Genomic DNA, 1,519 nt, shown 5'->3' on the forward strand with positions numbered 1-1,519 from the left:
GCGCATCGTCCTCGCCGAGCAGCTCTATCGCGCGGTGAGCCTGCTCGGCAATCATCCGTACCATCGCGCTTGAGGATTCATTTCCGCCGCGTCGGCTAGAATTGGCGGCATGCTCTATCTTGCTTCGCAATCCCCGCGCCGCCGCGAACTGCTCGAACAGATCGGCGTGCGCTTCGGCACGGTGCAACTCGACCTGCCCGAAGTGCGCGCACCGGGCGAGCCGCCAGTGGACTATGTCAGCCGCGTCGCGCGCGAGAAGGCCGGCGCGGGGCTGCTGAAACTTTCCGGGGTGAGCGGTATTGATTTGAATCAGGCCATCGTGCTCGGCGGCGACACCGAGGTCGTGCTCGACGATGAAGTGTTCGGCAAGCCCGCGGACCGCGAGCACGCGGTCGCGATGCTGCGCAAGCTGTCCGGCCGCAGCCACGAGGTGATCTCCGCGGTCTGGCTGGTCAGCGCGGGGCGCGAGGATCACGCGATCTCGCATACACAGGTCACGTTCGCCGACCTCGACGGGGCGTCGATCGCTGCCTACGTCGCCAGCGGCGAGCCGATGGGACGCGCGGGCGCCTATGCGATCCAGGGCCGCGCCGCCGCCTTCGTCAGCCGTATCGACGGCAGTTATTCGGGCGTGATGGGCCTGCCGCTGTTCGAAACAAGCGTCTTGCTGGGCCGCTTTGGGATATCCGTCGGCTGACGCTACTTTCGGGTCGCGCGCAAGATCGACAAGCCCCGCCCCGCCAAGCTATAAACACGCTGAGAAAAATTGCGGAAGCTGCGGCCTTGTCTGAGGAAATCCTGATCAACGTCACCCCACGCGAAACCCGCGTCGGCGTGGTGGAAAACGGCGTGCTGCAGGAAGTGCATGTCGAGCGCGCGCTCAAGCGTGGCTACGTCGGCAACATCTATCGTGGCCGCGTCAGCCGGGTGATGCCTGGCATGCAGGCGGCCTTCGTCGAGGTGGGGCTGGAGCGTGCCGCGTTCCTGCACGCCAACGACATCGTCCGCTCCGCGCCGGCAGCCAACGGCGACGGCCACGAAGGCGAGAACGGCGAGGTTGTCGCGTTGCCGACACCGCCGATCAGCGAACTCGTGCACGAAGGCCAGGACATCATCGTCCAGGTGGTCAAGGACCCGATCGGCAGCAAGGGCGCGCGCCTGACGACACATCTGTCGATTCCTTCGCGCTACCTCGTGCTGCTGCCGTACGCGAAGATGATCGGCGTGTCGGTGCGCATCGAGGACGAGGCCGAGCGCGTGCGCCTGAAGGAACTGGTCGCCGCGCTGACCCAACCTGAGGTTGCCGTTGCCGGCGACGCTTCCGCCGCCCAACCCGCGGCTCTCGGCCCGCAGCTCGGCTACATCGTGCGCACGAACGCGGAAGGCGCCTCGCGCGAGGCGCTGGCCGACGACGTCGCCTACCTCGGTCGCGTCTGGCGCGTGGTCCAGGAGAACATGCGCCGCGTCGAGCCGCGCGCACGCGTCTACGAGGAACTCGCCCTGCCGCTGCGCGCGCTGC

The 1,519-nt window shown here is 67.3% G+C and carries 3 protein-coding genes; all 3 read left to right on the forward strand.

All coding sequences use genetic code 11. The features are described 5' to 3' along the window. Positions 1 to 4: 4 nt before the first annotated feature. A complete protein-coding gene (locus VF497_RS17225) occupies positions 5 to 73 on the forward strand; it encodes a 23S rRNA (pseudouridine(1915)-N(3))-methyltransferase RlmH (RefSeq protein WP_330891050.1) in 69 nt (22 codons plus the stop codon). A 36-nt stretch (positions 74 to 109) separates the two neighbouring features. Beyond that, positions 110 to 697, forward strand: a complete 588-nt coding sequence (locus VF497_RS17230) for a Maf family protein (RefSeq protein WP_330891045.1) — start codon at positions 110 to 112, stop codon at positions 695 to 697. A gap of 86 nt (positions 698 to 783) precedes the next feature. Then, a partial coding sequence (locus VF497_RS17235) for a ribonuclease E/G (RefSeq protein ID WP_330891048.1) occupies positions 784 to 1,519 on the forward strand: 736 nt, incomplete at its 3' end.

It is taken from the genome of Rudaea sp., assembly GCF_036383415.1.
Lineage (GTDB): Bacteria > Pseudomonadota > Gammaproteobacteria > Xanthomonadales > Rhodanobacteraceae > Rudaea.

Coding starts and splice junctions, on each gene's coding strand:
- VF497_RS17230 (WP_330891045.1), top strand. CDS start 110: ATGCTCTATCTTGCTTCGCAATCCCCGCGCCGCCGCGAACTGCTCGAA.